Consider the following 14,035-nt stretch of genomic DNA (forward strand, 5'->3'; position numbering starts at 1 on the left):
ATGCTAACCTATGGGTGGACGGAAAGTAATAAGTGTCCAATCTAAGGATGGGTGATGGCCGGGATCGGATCCGAACTCGCCAAGGTTGACCCCGAGCTGAGGCGAGCCGCCCGAGCCTTGCCTGGCGGGTACGCCCTGCACCGCGGGTTGGGCCTGCCACGGATCTTGATGAACCTCGCGGGCCGTGCCGGCCGACTCGACGGCGTCGACACCGTCGTGGTCGATCGGGACGTCACCGCCCGCGTCCACCGGCGAGCCGACTTGGCGGTACCTGGCCCGGCACTGCTCTGGATTCATGGTGGCGGCACGGTGATGGGGTCCGCAGCGCAGGAGGACGGCTTCTGCCGAAAGCTGATGAACTTCACCGATGTGCCGGTGGTGGCCGTCGATCACCGGTTGGCACCCGAACACCCTTATCCGAAGCCGGTGGAAGACTGCTATTCGGCGCTGCGTTGGCTGGCTGATCAACCCTGGGTGGATCCCGCCCGGATCGCGATCGGAGGCGCGAGTGCCGGCGGCGGTATTGCGGCGGCCCTCGCGCTGCTCGCCCGAGATGGTGGCGAGATCGCACCCGTCTTGCAGTTGTTGGTCTACCCGATGCTCGATGACCGTACCGGCGCCGCGGATCGGTCCCCGCGCGTCATGTGGTCCGGGCGCGACAACCAGATCGCCTGGCAGTGGTATTTGGGTTCGGCGAACCCGGCAGTGGCTGTTCCGGCTCGTCGAACCGATCTCGCCGGCTTGTCACCGGCATGGGTGGGCGTTGGTTCCCTCGACCTTTTTCACGATGAATCGGTGGGGTACGCCGGCCGGCTACGGGATGCGGGCGTGCCGACGCATCTGCACATCGCCGCCGGTGCCTTTCATGCATTCGACATGATCGTGCCGAAAGCATCTGTATCGGAACGCTTCTTCGCCAGCCAGTGCAGAGCACTGCGGTCGGTGCTCATCGACGAGGTCCTGCCCTCCTAGTTTCTTCGCGAGCGTCCCCGCGCCAGTCCGATGATTTTCGGACCGTATGTCGGTCTAGATAGGTGTCGGCCGATCGATGCAGGATGGAGCCCGTGGACCTACCCGTTATGCCACCGCTGGAACCGATGCTTGCCAAAGCCCAGACCAAGGTGCCTGCTGACCAGGGCGTCTGGTCCTACGAGCCGAAGTGGGACGGCTTTCGGGCGCTGGCCTTCCGCGACGGTGACGAGGTGGTGCTGCAGTCACGCAGCGGAAAGGAACTCGGTCGCTACTTCCCCGAACTGCTCGACGCGCTGCGTGACGAAATCGCCGACCGCTGCGTCCTCGACGGTGAAGTGGTGGTGCCGCGTGAGATCGACGGCCGGGTACGGCTGGATTGGGAGTCGTTGTCGCAGCGCATCCACCCCGCCGAGTCGAGGGTGCGGATGCTCGCCGAACAGACGCCGGCGCATTTCATCGGCTTCGACGCCCTGGCTACCGGGGACCGGTCGTTGCTCGCCGAGCCGTTCCGGGTGCGTCGGGAGGCGCTGATCGAGGCCGTGCACGCCAAACAGTGGTGTCATGTCACCCGGACCACCACCGATCCCGACCTCGGCGCCCAGTGGTTGCAGACCTTCGAGGGGGCCGGGCTCGACGGGGTGATCGCCAAGAAGCTCGACGGCCCGTATCTGCCGGGCAAGCGGGAGATGGTGAAGGTCAAGCACCATCGCGACGCCGACTGTGTGGCGATCGGTTACCGCATCCACAAGAGCGGGGAGGGTGTCGGCTCGATCCTGCTGGGCCTCTACCGCGCCGACGGTGAGCTGCAGATGGTCGGTGGCGCAGCCTCGTTCAGCGTCAAGGACCGGATCAAGCTGCTGGCCGACCTGGAGCCGTTGCGGGAGGGCGACGAAGTTCGCGAGGGCGACCCCAGCCGCTGGAACTCGGCTGCCGACAAGCGCTGGATCCCGGTGCGCCCGGAGAACGTGTGCGAGGTGGCGTATGACCAGATGGAGGGCAACACCGTGCACGGGAGACGTTTTCGCCATGCGGTGAAGTTCATGCGCTGGCGCCCGGACCGGGAACCGTCGAGCTGCACGTTCGATCAGCTCGACGTGCCCCTGAACTACGACCTGTACGACGTCCTCGCGGGGGAGAGCTGAAATGGCAACACCGGCAACCGAACTCGATGTCGACGGAATCAAGGTCCGGTTCACCAACCCGGACAAGGTGTACTACCCGAAGCTGGGCAAGGACGGCACCAAGGGCAAGCTGATGGAGTACTACCTCGGCGTGGCCGACCGCATGGTCACGCTGCTGAAGGACCGGCCCACCCATCTGCAGCGGTTCCCCGACGGCATCGAGGGCGAGGAGATCTACCAGAAGCGGGTGCCGCAGAAGCATCCCGACTACCTTCAGACCTGCGTCGTCACGTTCCCGTCCGGCCGAACCGCCGACGCGCTCAAGGTGACCCACCCGGCGTCGATCGCGTGGGCCGCGCAGATGGGCACGATCACGTTGCACCCGTGGCAGGTCAGGTGCCCGGATACCGAACACCCCGACGAGCTGCGCATCGACCTGGACCCGCAACCGGGCACTGGATTCGCCGAGGCCGCGGCCGTCGCCTGCGACGTGCTCAAGCCACTGCTCGATGAACTGGGCCTGGTCGGCTATCCCAAAACCTCGGGCGGTCGCGGCGTGCACGTCTTCCTGCGGATCACGACTGACTGGGATTTCATCGCGGTGCGCCGGGCCGGGATCGCCCTGGCCCGCGAGGTGGAGCGCCGTGCCCCCGATGCGGTGACCACCTCGTGGTGGAAGGAAGAGCGCGGCGAGCGGCTGTTCATCGACTACAACCAGAACGCCCGCGACCGCACGTTCGCCTCGGCCTACTCAGCCCGCAAGACCCCGATCGCCACCGTGTCGACGCCGCTATCCTGGGACGAGCTCCGCACGGCCAACCCCGACGACTACACGATCGCCACCGTGCCGGATTTCCTTGCCGGACGCGAGGATCCGTGGGCCGACATCGACAAGAAGAAGCAGTCACTGCAGCCATTGCTGGACCTGGTGGCCGCTGACGAGGAACGCGGCCTGGGTGATCTGCCGTACCCGCCGAGCTATCCGAAGATGCCCGGTGAGCCGCCCCGCGTGCAGCCGAGCAAGAAGGTCGCCGAACACTGGGACGAGCACGGCAACCGGCGCCCGGACTAGCCGCCGCGCCTCACCGGATCGTCCGGGCGTGAGCCGGGGCGTAGCGCTCGCCCGCGACGCGGCCCGGTGCGAATATCCCGGCCAGAAGTGCCACTTCGTCCGCACTGATCGCAACGTCGGCGGCGGCGATGTTCTCCCGAACGAAGGAAATCCGTTTGGTTCCGGGGATCGGCACCACATCGAGCGGCTGTGCGAGCAACCAGGCCAGCGCCAGTTGTCCTGGGCTGCAACCTTTCTCCACTGCCAGGGCCTGAAGTTGTTCGACGGGCTCGAGGTTGGCCGCGAGGTTCTCGGCCGAGAACCTCGGGTTGGTGGACCGGAAGTCGCCCGCGGCGAAGGTGCTGCCGGCCTTAAGGGATCCGGTGAGCGCCGAGCGGCCCAGCGGGCTGTAAGGCACGAGGGTGATGCCCAGTTCCCGGCACGTCGACGTGATGCCGTCCTCGACGTGCCGTTCCCACAGGGAGTACTCGGATTGCAGAGCGGAGATCGGGTGCGTGGCGTGTGCGCGGCGGATCTGATCCGCGCCGACCTCGCTGAGTCCGATGGCACGGACCTTGCCGCCCGCGACGAGTTCGGCCATGGCGCCCACGGTTTCCTCGATCGGCACGCTCGGGTCGAGGCGATGGTAGTAGTACAGGTCGATGACGTCGGTACCCAGCCGCCGCAGGCTCGACTCACACGCCGTCCGCACATATTCGGGACGGCCGTCGATCGCGATCCCGTTCTCGGCGTCGTTGATCTTCGCCGCGAACTTGGTCGCCAGCACGACCTCGTCCCGGTGCCCCTCGATCGCTGAGCCGATCAGCTGTTCGTTGTGACCGAAGCCGCGGATCGGGACACCGAATGTGATGTCGGATGCGCCGTAGACATCGGAGGTATCGAGGAAGTCGACCCCGAGTTCGAGTGCGGCGCGAATGGTGGCCATCGACTCGCCGTCGTCGGCGTCGCCGTAGGACTGCGACATCCCCATGCAGCCCAGGCCGATCGGGTGCACCGTCAACTCCGAATGCCCGAGGGTTGTTGTCGTCATTTGACGGCTCCCAGCGGGTCGACCTGATCGGCGGTGACGTCGTCGGCCGCGGCGGAGAGGCTGAGGGCCTCCCACTTCTCGTCGTCGGCGAGCAGGTCGCGTCCGGCAGCGGTGGCGTAGCGGTAGGCATCGGGGCCGACGAGCAGTCTCTCCGGGGGTTCACTCATCTCGGCGATGGTGAGGACGAGTTCGGCCACCTTGGCCGGATCGCTGGCGCCGAGGTTCTCCGGAGTGCTCCGGGCGATCGACGCACCGACGGTGTCGGCGTACTCGTCGCGGACTGTGTCGACCCGCATCGACGAGCCGGCCCAATCAGTGCGCATGCCACCGGGTTCCAGGACCGTGACCTTGATCCCTAGAGGTGCGACTTCCTGTGCGAGCACGCCGGAGAATCCGGTCACCGCCCACTTGGCCGACTGGTAGGCGCCCAGGCCGGCGCGCACGAGTCGTCCGCCCACCGAGGAGATCTGGACGATGTGGCCGGCGCGCTGGGCCCGCATGACGGGCAGTGCGGCCTGGGTGAGCCGTACGACGCCGAGGAAGTTGGCGTCGATCTGGCTGCGGAAGTCGTCGAAGTCGAAGTCTTCGATGGCAGCCATGTTCGCGTAGCCCGCGTTGTTGACCAGTACGTCGAGCCGGCCGAACCGCTGGACTGCGGTGGCCACGGCCGCACGCACCTGGTCGTCGTCGGTCACGTCGAGTTGGACAACGGCGAGCCGGTCGGGCTCTTGGGCGGCGAGGTCGGACAGCGCGGTCGAGGAGCGCACACCGGCTACGACGCGGTGCCCCGTGCCCAACGCGGCCTCGACGATCGCGCGGCCCAGACCCCGGGACGCGCCGGAAACGAGAAACACGTACGACATTGCGGTTACCTACTTTCGGTTGAGATATCTGGGGTGGAGCACGGGGTCAGGCGACGCTGCGGATCGTCCCGCCGTCGACGCGCAGATCGGCGCCGCTGATGTAGCCGGCGTGCACGCTGGCCAGAAAAGCGACCGCGGACGCGATTTCCTCCGGCCTGCCGAACCGGCCGACATCGTTGGGAAACCATTCGGTCGCGGCGGCTCGCTCGATGTCTTCCCACGCTGAGCCCCATCCGTGCACCGCGGCGGCACGGATGGCCATGTCACGCACGGGTTCGGTCAGGATGGCGCCTGGCGCAACGGTGTTGGATGTGATGCCCGTGCCGGCGAGTTCCCGGGCCAGCGACACGGTGAGGTTGTGCCGGGCGGCGAGGGTCGCGTTGTAGTGCGGTTGCATGGCGACGGGCTGGATCGCCAGCCCGCCACCGATCTGGATGACACGGCCCCAGCCGCGCCGCCGCATGCCGGGTACGAAGCGCTCGATCATCCGCACCCCGGACACGACGTTGGCCTGATAGATCTGCGCCCACAGCTCGGCCGTGAGTTCGGACCATCCGAGCCCGTCGTAGAACCCGGCGTTGTTGACGAGGATGTCGATGTCACCCGCGATCGCGGCGACGGCGTCGGCACCCGCATCGGTGGCCAGATCCCCGGTGACGGGCACCGCGTCGCCGCCGCGGGCTCGAATGCCGTCGGCGACGGCCTGCGTGCGCGATGCGTCGCGCCCGTGCACCACGACGGAAGCCCCCTCGGCCGCAAGTGTGTGGGCGATCGCCTGACCGAGCCCGGTGCTCGATCCGGTGACCAGTGCGCACTTACCCGACAGACCCAGATCCATGACCCGCTCCTATGTCTACAGCCGTATACATCCGATAGGTATACATACGTAGACTTGACACCGGTTATTCCCTAGCGTTCTGGGCATGGCTTCATCCCGACCGCGCAATGCGGCCGCCACCCGCGAGGCGATCCTGCAATCGGCGATCCGGCACTTTGCGCTGTCCGGGTACGACGGGGTCGGCGTTCGTGAGATCGCGCGAGACGCCGGGGTCACCGCGATGCTGGTGAACCGCTACTTCGGTTCCAAGGAGCAGCTGTTCGCCGAGGCGGTCGAAACCTCTTTCGCGCCACCGACGATCGTCGCGGAGGAACCGGAGGCCCTCGCGCGCGATGCCGCCATCGCACTGGTCGAACGCTCCGACCCGGACGCCGACCCGCTGGAGCCGTTCCTGATCATGCTGCGCTCGGTCTCGAACCCGACTGCGGTGAACATCGTGCGCGACGCGATCGCACGCCATGTCGGCCAACGGTTGGCCCGCCAACTCCCCGGGCCCGACCGTCAGCTCCGCACCGACGCCATGCTGTCGGTGATGAGCGGGGTCCTGCTGATGCGGCGGGTGATCAGGAGTCCGGGCCTGACCGATGCCGACGCCGGCCAGCTGACCGACCTGTTCGAGCGCGTGTTCTCCGCGATCATCGAGCCAGCATGAGGTCCAGGAATCTCTCGTAGCGGTCGGCGGCGGTCAGCGCGTCCGCCGAGTCCATCAGGTGCAGCGCCCCGATCCCCGTGGCGAAGGTGGCCTGGCCGCGCAGACCCGCGTCCTCTGGGCTGAATCCGTAGTCGAGGTAGGCCTTGGTGACGGCGACCAGCACCCGGTGATCGGCCGCCCGCACGTTGGCCGCGGCGATGTCATCGGATCTGGCCCACTCCCGCATCGCGCGTTCCAAGGTCCAGTGCCGTGGGCTCAGCAGCTGCCGCATCATCTGCGACAGTCGCTCGCGCGGCGGCAGACCCTGGAGTTCGGCCAGCGCGCGGCGGTCCTGCTCCAGGAAGGCATTCCACGACGCCACCAGGGCGGCGCGGTAACCCTTCATGTCGGTGAAGTGCCAGTAGAAGCTGCCCCGGGTGGCGCCGATCTGCTCGCAGAGCCGCTCGATCTTCAGCGCCCGCATCCCGTCGGAGGCCAGCAGGGCGTACCCGGCCTGCACCCAGTCGTCAGCGGTCAAGCTGCCGGGCGTGCCCTTGCGTTCGCCTGCCATTCGGACAGAGTAAGACGCGCGCGCCCTATCCCGCGGCTGGCAGGTGCATCCCGAACGGCACCGCGCTGATCAGCGTGACCGGCACGGCCTCGCCGCTGGGCACCGGATACTGCCGCTGCTCGCCGGGGCGGGCGCCGACGATGGCCTCGCCCAGCGGGGAGTTGACCGAATAGACCTCCAGATCGCCGTATTCGGCGCCGCGGATGCCGAGCAGGAATGTCTCGACCTCACCGGTCCGGTCGTAGCGCACGGTCAGCACCATGCCCGGCTCGGCCACCCCGTCGTCCGGCGGATCCTCACCGACCACGGCGTTGAGCAGCAGATCGTGGATCTGCTGGATGCGCGTCTGGCGGGCCCGCTGAATGGCCACCTCGTTCTCGTCGGAATCCGAAGCGGCTTCGGTCGAGATCAGCTCCCGCAGCGTCGACAGCTCGGTCTGTAGCCGGTCGTAGGCCTGTGGAGACAACCAAACACGTTGGCTGACAGTCATTGTGGTTTCCTTCCGAGATGCGGAAATGCCGTAAGGGGCGGGTTCGCGCGCCGTGAACCGTCAGCGCAGCGGATCGAATTCCCGCAGGACTTCGGGTTGCTTTCCGGTGGTGATGTATTCGGCAAGCAGTCGCCCGGTGACGGGGCCGTGTGCCAGGCCCCACATGCCGTGGCCGCCTGCCACGTAGATGCCTTGTGTCACTTCACCGATGAGCGGGCGGCCGTCGGGGGTGACCGGGCGGGGGCCTACCCACACGTCGGTGCGGGCATCCCAGTCGACACCGTCGAGCAGTGGGGCGGCGGAGGCAATGATCGCGTCCACTCGCGGCGGCTGCAGCGGATCGTCGGGGGAGCGGAACTCCATGGTTCCGGCCACCCGAAGCCGGCCCTGGTACGGCGTGCAGGCCACGCGGGCGTCGGGCAGGTAGATGGGCCCGAGAATCGGGCGCGCTACCGGCACGGTGAAGGAGTAACCGCGTCCGGCCTGCACCGGCGTGCGGACCCAGGGCCTGGCGAGCTTCGACAGCCACGCCCCGGTGGCGATCACGGCGGTGTCTGCGCCCAGGGAACGGTCCGGCAGCTCCACGCTGACACCCGAGTCGTCGGCCCGGATGTCGGTTACCTCACCGATGACCAGTTCCGCACCCCTGGCGATGACGGCATCGCCGAGCGCCTGCACGAACCGGCCCGGGTCGACGAAGCGCTGGCCTTCCACGCTGATGCCTGCGGTGATCGCCGCCGACGCCAGCGGCACGTGCTCGCGCAGCGTTTCACCGGACAGGCCGGTGACGGTCACGGTCTGGCCGACCGCGGCCATCCGGCGCAGTTCGGTCATCAGATGCTCGGCCTGCCGAGGGGTTTCGAACAGCGCTGTGATCGGTCCGTCGGTGGTGGGCACCGCTACCCCGTTGGCGGTCAGTACGTCGTAGGCCTCGAGGCATTCCTCGTTGAGCGGGACGTTGGCCCTGGCGACCCGCGTCCACGTCGAGAGCCGGCAGTTCATGGCGAAGCGGGCCAGGAACGCCAGCAGGCGGGGGCCCGAGGTCAGCGGGATGTGCAGCGGAGCGGCCGGGTCGAACAGTGACCGCAGACCGTAGCGGAGTACCGCCGGATCATTGAGCGGGATGGTCAGCGTCGGCGAAACCCACCCGGCGTTGCCCCAGGATGCACCCGCGGCGACCCCGCGGCGGTCGACCACAGTGACCTCGACCCCGCGTTCCTGAAGAAACCATGCGGTGGACAGGCCGACGATGCCTGCACCCACGACCACCGCTGACCGCGGTCCGCCGTCAATGCGCTCGACCCCATTCATGCTCCCCATGGTGGGGCTGACCGGGCTCGGCTTGTTTGCACGTAATCGACAAACAGAAGGGGTGCGATTGTCGAGTTACGACAATTCTTCGGTGGCCGTGAGTTCGATCATCATCGCGAGCCGCTTGCGTGCATCGCCCAGGTCGAGCTGGGTCAGCTCGACCATCTTGCGCAGCCGGTAGCGCACGGTGTTCTCGTGCACACCGAGCGCCCGTCCTGCTCCGGCCAGGTCCCCCTGGGCCTCCAACCAGGCCCGTAGCGTCCCCGCGTACTGCGTGCCGTGCGCCTGATCGTGGGCCCGCAACTCCGCGACCGGCCCGCGCTGCGGGGCACGGCCCGAGCGGGCCGCGATCCGCAGGCGCTGCAGCAGGATCTCGTCCCAGGCCTCGTCGTACACCGGTGCCGGACCCTCACGCCGCACTTCGTGCAGCGCCAGGCACTCGTCGGCCTCACTGCGCGCCAGCGCCAGCTCGGCGGCGGTGGCGGGGCCGCTGATCCCGGCCAGGACGGTCACGCGTTCGGGCAGCGCGGCACGCAATCCGGTCACCCAACTGCTGGCGGCATCGGCCTCGGCGCCGGGCAGCACGGTGTAGATGGTGTTGCCGGCCAGGGCGCTGCGCCCGGGCCGCGACCAGCCAAAGCCCGCGGTAGCCCGCTCGAACGCCAGCAGCAGTGCGGCGTGCCGCTCGTCGGCAGTCTGGGCCCGCAGGGCGATCACCCGCAGGGGCGTCTGCGGCAGCCCGAGCCGGCTGGCGGCGGTGGTGGCGTCGGCCGCGCCCTCGATCAGACGGATCACGAGCTCGGATTCCACCTGACGTTCCAGATCCGCGCTGGCACGTGAGCGCAGCAGATGCAGGGCAACCATGCGGGCACCGTCGGCCAGCGCTGCCCGGCGCGCGTCGGGCAACGGCTCGGTGCACGTCACCCAGATCGAGCCGAGCAATTCGCGGCCGGCCCGTGCGGCCACGACCATCCGACCGGTCAGGCCGCGTTCGTCGTCACCCTCGACGAACATCGGCTCGTCGGATTCGGCCAGATGCCGGAACACTCCACGGGCTTCGAACAGGGCACGAAGCCGTTCCGGTGCGCCGCGGCTGAGGATCGTCTCGGCGCGGGCCGGGTCGGCGTGCTGTTGCAACCGTGAGTAGGCCAGGACCGCGCTGCGCCGGTCCTCGATGGTCACCGAACCGCCCACCGCATCGGCGACGCTGTCGGCCAGTGCGAACAAATCGGTTGGGCCGCGCCCGGACTCGGTCTCCCGGCCCTCCAGCACGACGCCGTAGACCACGGCCGCCAGCTCGCTCCAGGAGACTTCGGGCTCCACCGTCATCACCGCGATACGGTCGTCGGCCACCGGTTCGTCGGCGGGACCTTCGGGCCCGCGGACCAACACCACGACGGCGCGCGCCTCGGCCGCCCACCGAACCGCCTCGGCGACCGAGGTGGCCCCGACCGCCAGCAGAACGTCACCGATGACCTGCCCGGGTTCGTGCATCACGACGCTGCGCAGCTCGGTCGAGCGGACGGCCGAACCGGGTCCGTGTGCCGGGGCGCGCAGCCGCACCCCGTAGCCGCCCAGGACGTTGATCAGGCGGTCCAGCGTGACCACGGATTACGGCCCAGCGGCCAGCGTGGCCTTGCCGGTGCGTTGTTGGCCGCCCTGGTCCAGCCAGGTCAGGCCGACGACGTCGCCCGGGTAGTGCTGATCGAGAACCAGCGTCAGGGTGCGGGCCGAATCCAGCCGGGTGCCCTCGATGGTGGTGAGCAGATCGCCGGAGATCAGGCCGGCCGCTTCTGCCGGTCCGCCGGGGATGACGTCCTGGACGATCACGCCGCCGTTCTGGCGCTGCGCGGTGCGCACCCCGACGCCGAGCATCGTCGGCGGTCCGATGTGCACCGAGGCTGACGGGGTGCGTGCCCGGATCTGTCCGGCGATACCCATCGCGTCATTGATCGGGATCGCGAATCCCTTTCCGCCGGGGCCCATTCGGAAGTTCACCGACGCGGCTGTCGTCATGCCGACGACCTGGCCGGCATCGTTGACCACCGGGCCTCCGGAATCGCCGGCCCGCACCGGTGCGGCGAACTCGAACAGGCCGTTGATCTCGTCGCTGGTGCCGGTCAGCTCGTCTTCGGCGTTGACGGTCCGGTTGAACGCGCTGACGGTGCCGATCTCGCGGGTCAGCGGCGCGCCGCTACCGCCGGCATTGCCGAGCGCAACCACCGGCTGACCTGGTGCCAGCACCCTGGAATCACCGATCGGAGCCGGTGGCAGCCCGGCCGCACCATGCAGTTGCAGCACCGCGATGTCGTTCTGACGGTCATAGCCGACCAGGTCGGCGGCGAAACTCTGGCCGCCGACGGTCGCGCTGATCGAGTTGGCCCCTTGCACGACGTGATAGTTGGTCAGCACCTCACCGTTCGGGGACAGCACGATGCCGGTGCCGATGCCATAGGCCTGCTGGTAATCCACCCGGGTGTCGATGCGCGCCACCGATGGTTCGACCTGGGTGGCCACCGCCTCCGGGTCACCGGGTGCGGCGCCGGCAGGTGCCGACGGGACGACGACGGCAGCCGCGGCGGTCAGTGCCGCCGCGAGAATCACTTTGAACGAGTGTGAGCCCACTTTGCTCATGTACCCATCTTGGCTGGGCAAGAACCCGATGTCGACGCGAACGGCGTTGCGTCAGTCCTCGGTGGCGACGTCGCCGCGCGAGCGCCAGCCCCTGCGTTTGGTGCCACTCTTGGCCGACGGCCGCCGGTTACGCAGAGTCGCGCCCTCGGCTTTCGCATCCTCGGCGGCTTCTTCGGACTCTTCTTCGGCCTTGGTCTCTTCGACGGCCGGGGTCTCTTCGACAGCCGTGGTCTCTTCGACAGCCGTGGTCTCTTCGGCATCGGTCGCCGCCTCGTCCGATTCCTCGGTCTCCACGACCTCGTCTGCTTCCTCGGCCTCGGCGGTCTCCTCCGCAGCGGCCTTCTTGCGTCCGCGGCGCTCGGCCTTCTCGCGGGTCTTGACCGGCTTCGGCGGCGGAGGCGGCAGTTCGGCGACAAACGCCAGGTAGAAGGCGAAGATGCCGAGCAGCGCGATCGCGGCGGCGGCGCCGTAGATCCCGAACAGCCACGGCCCGAAGCTGTCCAGTGACAACCAGATCTCAGACACCGCGGTGCCGACGATCAGCACCGCTGCCAGCACGTGCAGGGATATCGACGCGGTCCGCAACCGCAGCGCCAGCTCCGGGGTGGACAGTTCGGGACGCTTGGTCCGCTGCAGGGTGAACACCACCGGCAGGGCCGCGAGACCGATCAGTACCCCGGTGACGATGCGCAGGACCAGCCCGAGCGTCGGCGAGGTCTGGCCCATGAGTTCGGGCCATCGGGGGAGGACGAAGAAAAAGTAGAGGCCGGCGGCCACGATCGAAAACGACACGTGCCAGATCACCGCGACGGTGCGGCCCATACTCCTCCTCGGGTACTGAAATTGGGCCGGGGTGCGAGCTGCTGATCAGGGTTGATTCAGCAGGTCGCACCCCGGACCCGAGCGCGGAGGATAGGGGATTTGAACCCCTGAGGGCTGTTAACCCAACCCGCGTTCCAGGCGAGCGCCATAGGCCACTAGGCGAATCCTCCGTCGGCAATCGTAGCCGACGCTTGAACCAGTCCCGTAAACGCCGGGGACAGGGGCGGGTATTACACTCGCTTTCGGACCCCGCGCGGCGTCCATCCTGTGAACTCCCCCAGGGCCGGAAGGCAGCAAGGGTCAACGGGCTCTGGCGGGTGCGCGGGGTCCCCTTATGTCCAGCTCGTTCCGCTTCTGTGAAAGGCGCGCGGTGTCGTTCCAGTCTCTCGGCCGCGACGATCTGCTCGCGCAGCACGAAGTCCAACAGCGCAACTACGCCGAGCTGCAGGCCAAGAAGCTGAGCCTGGACCTGACCCGGGGTAAGCCGGCTCCCGAGCAGTTGGATCTGTCCAACGCGCTGCTGTCGCTGCCCGGCTCGGAAAAAGACTCCTTCCGCGACCGCGAAGGCACCGACACCCGCAACTACGGCGGCCTGCACGGCCTGCCCGAACTGCGGGAGATCTTCGGCGAGCTGCTCGGCATCCCGGTGCAGAACCTGATCGCGGGCAACAACGCGAGCCTGGAGATGATGCACGACGTCATCGTGTTCTCGCTGCTGCACGGCGGCGTGGACTCGGTGCGGCCGTGGGGCCAAGAATCTGCGGTGAAGTTCCTCTGCCCGTCGCCGGGTTATGACCGGCACTTCGCCATCACCGAGTCCTTCGGGATCGAGATGATCGCGGTGCCGATGCGCGAGGACGGTCCGGACGTGGACCTGATCGAGGAACTCGTCGCGGCCGACCCGGCCATCAAGGGCATGTGGTGTGTTCCGGTGTACGGCAACCCAACCGGGGTCACCTACTCCTGGGAAGTCGTCCGGCGCCTGGTCCAGATGCGCACGGCGGCGAGTGACTTCCGGTTGATGTGGGACAACGCCTACGCGGTTCACACCCTGACCGACGACTTCATCCGCCAGGTCGACGTGCTGGGTCTGGCCGAGGCGGCCGGTAACCCGAACCGTCCGCTGGTGTTTGCCTCGACCTCCAAGATCACGTTCGCCGGAGCGGGAGTGAGCTTCCTGGGCGGGTCGCTGGGCAACATCGCCTGGTACCTGCAGCACGCGGGCAAGAAGACCATCGGACCGGACAAGATCAACCAGCTGCGCCACAGTCGCTTCTTCGGCGACGCCGACGGCGTGCGGCTGCAGATGCAGCGCCACCGGCAGTTGATCGCGCCCAAGTTCGCCCTGGTGGCCGAGATCCTCGAGGACCGGCTGGGGGAGTCGAAGATCGCGTCGTGGACCGATCCCAAGGGTGGTTACTTCGTCAGCCTCGATGTGTGGCCCGGCACCGCCAAGCGCACCGTCGCGCTGGCCAAGGACGCCGGTATCGCGGTGACCGAGGCGGGTGCGTCGTTCCCGTACCGCAAGGACCCCGAGGACAAGAACATCCGCATCGCGCCGACGTTCCCGTCGCTGCCCGATGTGCGTGAGGCGATCGACGGCCTGGCCACCTGCGCCCTGCTGGCGGCGACCGAGTCACTGCTCGAGTCCTAGTCGGACGCAGTCGGTAGCCTTCTTCC

The 14,035-nt window shown here is 68.1% G+C and carries 14 protein-coding genes, 1 tRNA gene and 1 other RNA gene; 6 read left to right on the forward strand and 10 right to left on the reverse strand.

From position 1 onward, the window contains the following. Nucleotides 1-54 precede the first annotated feature (54 nt). From ACNQR1_RS04390 to ligD, 3 genes are all read left to right on the forward strand, one after another. Nucleotides 55-972, forward strand: coding sequence for an alpha/beta hydrolase (locus ACNQR1_RS04390; protein ID WP_418044363.1), 918 nt, complete (start codon nt 55-57; stop codon nt 970-972). A gap of 83 nt (nt 973-1,055) precedes the next feature. After that, a complete protein-coding gene (locus ACNQR1_RS04395; RefSeq protein ID WP_418044365.1) occupies nt 1,056-2,114 on the forward strand; it encodes an ATP-dependent DNA ligase in 1,059 nt (352 codons plus the stop codon). Between the two features lies 1 nt (nt 2,115). Continuing rightward, the gene (ligD, locus tag ACNQR1_RS04400) at nt 2,116-3,165 is read left to right on the forward strand and encodes a non-homologous end-joining DNA ligase (protein ID WP_418044367.1); all 1,050 of its coding nucleotides are present in this window, start codon (nt 2,116-2,118) and stop codon (nt 3,163-3,165) included. A gap of 10 nt (nt 3,166-3,175) precedes the next feature. Here ligD and ACNQR1_RS04405 read toward each other — a convergent pair whose 3' ends face one another. Genes ACNQR1_RS04405 through ACNQR1_RS04415 form a run of 3 tightly spaced genes read right to left on the reverse strand, consistent with a single transcriptional unit; the run spans nt 3,176 to nt 5,896 of the window. Next, the gene (locus ACNQR1_RS04405; RefSeq protein ID WP_418044369.1) at nt 3,176-4,195 is read right to left on the reverse strand and encodes an aldo/keto reductase; all 1,020 of its coding nucleotides are present in this window, start codon (nt 4,193-4,195) and stop codon (nt 3,176-3,178) included. Next, complete coding sequence (locus ACNQR1_RS04410; protein WP_418044371.1) at nt 4,192-5,058, reverse strand: SDR family NAD(P)-dependent oxidoreductase; 867 nt, start codon at nt 5,056-5,058, stop codon at nt 4,192-4,194. Before ACNQR1_RS04410 ends, ACNQR1_RS04405 begins: the two co-directional genes overlap by 4 nt. A gap of 46 nt (nt 5,059-5,104) precedes the next feature. Continuing rightward, nucleotides 5,105-5,896: an SDR family NAD(P)-dependent oxidoreductase gene (locus ACNQR1_RS04415; protein WP_418044372.1), complete on the reverse strand. Its 792-nt coding sequence runs from the start codon at nt 5,894-5,896 to the stop codon at nt 5,105-5,107. A gap of 85 nt (nt 5,897-5,981) precedes the next feature. On the opposite strand from ACNQR1_RS04415, the gene ACNQR1_RS04420 reads away from it, so the two are divergent. Further along, nucleotides 5,982-6,548 (forward strand): TetR/AcrR family transcriptional regulator, encoded by a 567-nt coding sequence (locus ACNQR1_RS04420; RefSeq protein WP_418044374.1) that lies wholly within the window; start codon nt 5,982-5,984, stop codon nt 6,546-6,548. On the opposite strand, the gene ACNQR1_RS04425 is transcribed toward ACNQR1_RS04420, so the two are convergent. The 7 genes from ACNQR1_RS04425 to ACNQR1_RS04455 form a co-directional block, all read right to left on the reverse strand. Further along, on the reverse strand, nt 6,532-7,098 hold the full coding sequence (locus ACNQR1_RS04425; RefSeq protein WP_418044375.1) for a TetR/AcrR family transcriptional regulator: 567 nt from the start codon (nt 7,096-7,098) through the stop codon (nt 6,532-6,534). The genes ACNQR1_RS04420 and ACNQR1_RS04425 overlap by 17 nt on opposite strands. Before the next feature lie 25 nt (nt 7,099-7,123). Next, nucleotides 7,124-7,588 (reverse strand): GreA/GreB family elongation factor, encoded by a 465-nt coding sequence (locus ACNQR1_RS04430; protein WP_418044377.1) that lies wholly within the window; start codon nt 7,586-7,588, stop codon nt 7,124-7,126. A 60-nt stretch (nt 7,589-7,648) separates the two neighbouring features. Then, nucleotides 7,649-8,899 (reverse strand): NAD(P)/FAD-dependent oxidoreductase, encoded by a 1,251-nt coding sequence (locus tag ACNQR1_RS04435; protein WP_418044379.1) that lies wholly within the window; start codon nt 8,897-8,899, stop codon nt 7,649-7,651. A gap of 75 nt (nt 8,900-8,974) precedes the next feature. Then, nucleotides 8,975-10,507 (reverse strand): PucR family transcriptional regulator, encoded by a 1,533-nt coding sequence (locus tag ACNQR1_RS04440; protein ID WP_418044381.1) that lies wholly within the window; start codon nt 10,505-10,507, stop codon nt 8,975-8,977. A gap of 3 nt (nt 10,508-10,510) precedes the next feature. Next, nucleotides 10,511-11,533: a S1C family serine protease gene (locus ACNQR1_RS04445; protein ID WP_418044383.1), complete on the reverse strand. Its 1,023-nt coding sequence runs from the start codon at nt 11,531-11,533 to the stop codon at nt 10,511-10,513. 51 nt (nt 11,534-11,584) lie between these two features. Further along, on the reverse strand, nt 11,585-12,355 hold the full coding sequence (locus ACNQR1_RS04450; protein WP_418044385.1) for a hypothetical protein: 771 nt from the start codon (nt 12,353-12,355) through the stop codon (nt 11,585-11,587). A gap of 84 nt (nt 12,356-12,439) precedes the next feature. After that, nucleotides 12,440-12,525, reverse strand: a tRNA-Ser gene (locus tag ACNQR1_RS04455). Between the two features lie 71 nt (nt 12,526-12,596). On the opposite strand from ACNQR1_RS04455, the gene ffs reads away from it, so the two are divergent. Further along, nucleotides 12,597-12,691: signal recognition particle sRNA small type (ffs, locus tag ACNQR1_RS04460), an RNA gene on the forward strand. A gap of 34 nt (nt 12,692-12,725) precedes the next feature. Further along, a complete protein-coding gene (locus tag ACNQR1_RS04465) occupies nt 12,726-14,009 on the forward strand; it encodes an aminotransferase class I/II-fold pyridoxal phosphate-dependent enzyme (RefSeq protein WP_418044387.1) in 1,284 nt (427 codons plus the stop codon). The last annotated feature ends 26 nt before the right edge of the window (nt 14,010-14,035 follow it).

The organism is Mycobacterium sp. 48b (assembly GCF_048282725.1).
In the GTDB taxonomy this organism is placed as follows: domain Bacteria; phylum Actinomycetota; class Actinomycetes; order Mycobacteriales; family Mycobacteriaceae; genus Mycobacterium.

Excerpts from the sequence above, each read along its gene's own strand:
- ACNQR1_RS04390 (WP_418044363.1), top strand. The coding sequence starts at position 55 with ATGGCCGGGATCGGATCCGAACTCGCCAAGGTTGACCCCGAGCTGAGG.
- ACNQR1_RS04395 (WP_418044365.1), top strand. The coding sequence starts at position 1,056 with ATGGAGCCCGTGGACCTACCCGTTATGCCACCGCTGGAACCGATGCTT.
- ligD (WP_418044367.1), top strand. The coding sequence starts at position 2,116 with ATGGCAACACCGGCAACCGAACTCGATGTCGACGGAATCAAGGTCCGG.
- ACNQR1_RS04405 (WP_418044369.1), bottom strand. The coding sequence starts at position 4,195 with ATGACGACAACAACCCTCGGGCATTCGGAGTTGACGGTGCACCCGATC.
- ACNQR1_RS04410 (WP_418044371.1), bottom strand. The coding sequence starts at position 5,058 with ATGTCGTACGTGTTTCTCGTTTCCGGCGCGTCCCGGGGTCTGGGCCGC.
- ACNQR1_RS04415 (WP_418044372.1), bottom strand. The coding sequence starts at position 5,896 with ATGGATCTGGGTCTGTCGGGTAAGTGCGCACTGGTCACCGGATCGAGC.
- ACNQR1_RS04420 (WP_418044374.1), top strand. The coding sequence starts at position 5,982 with ATGGCTTCATCCCGACCGCGCAATGCGGCCGCCACCCGCGAGGCGATC.
- ACNQR1_RS04425 (WP_418044375.1), bottom strand. The coding sequence starts at position 7,098 with ATGGCAGGCGAACGCAAGGGCACGCCCGGCAGCTTGACCGCTGACGAC.
- ACNQR1_RS04430 (WP_418044377.1), bottom strand. The coding sequence starts at position 7,588 with ATGACTGTCAGCCAACGTGTTTGGTTGTCTCCACAGGCCTACGACCGG.
- ACNQR1_RS04435 (WP_418044379.1), bottom strand. The coding sequence starts at position 8,899 with ATGAATGGGGTCGAGCGCATTGACGGCGGACCGCGGTCAGCGGTGGTC.
- ACNQR1_RS04445 (WP_418044383.1), bottom strand. The coding sequence starts at position 11,533 with ATGAGCAAAGTGGGCTCACACTCGTTCAAAGTGATTCTCGCGGCGGCA.
- ACNQR1_RS04450 (WP_418044385.1), bottom strand. The coding sequence starts at position 12,355 with ATGGGCCGCACCGTCGCGGTGATCTGGCACGTGTCGTTTTCGATCGTG.